Origin of the sequence: Streptomyces sp. 4F14 (genome assembly GCF_048159485.1) — a bacterium.
Classification (GTDB): Bacteria; Actinomycetota; Actinomycetes; order Streptomycetales; family Streptomycetaceae; genus Streptomyces.
This window is the reverse complement of the sequence record NZ_JBLRVY010000311.1, coordinates 1-339: the sequence shown is the minus strand read 5'-3', so window position 1 is coordinate 339 and position 339 is coordinate 1. Positions and strand designations below refer to the sequence as shown.

Here is a 339-nt window from a genome sequence, read left to right as displayed (position 1 = left end):
GACGAGAGTATTCTGCGCGACGTGATCAACGGCCTGCGGGCGCTGTGAGCGGCGCGGAAGCGGGGTAAAGACGTGACAGGCTGGCAGTTCTGGGTCGACCGTGGCGGCACCTTCACGGACATCGTCGCGCGACGGCCCGACGGCCGCCTGCTGACACACAAGCTGCTGTCGGAGAATCCCGCTCGCTACTCCGACGCGGCCGTCGCGGGCGTACACGAGCTGCTCGACGGCTCCCAGGACCCCATCGAGGCCGTCCGCATGGGAACAACGGTCGCCACCAACGCCCTCCTGGAGCGCAAGGGCGAGCGGACCCTCCTGATCATCACCCGAGGCTTCCGC

Annotated in this window: 1 protein-coding gene; it reads left to right on the top strand. The window is 68.4% G+C overall.

Annotated features, from left to right (window positions below):
* Positions 1-72: 72 nt before the first annotated feature.
* Positions 73-339: hydantoinase/oxoprolinase N-terminal domain-containing protein (locus ACLZOT_RS50870; protein ID WP_416976102.1), on the top strand; the 267-nt coding region annotated here is incomplete at its 3' end.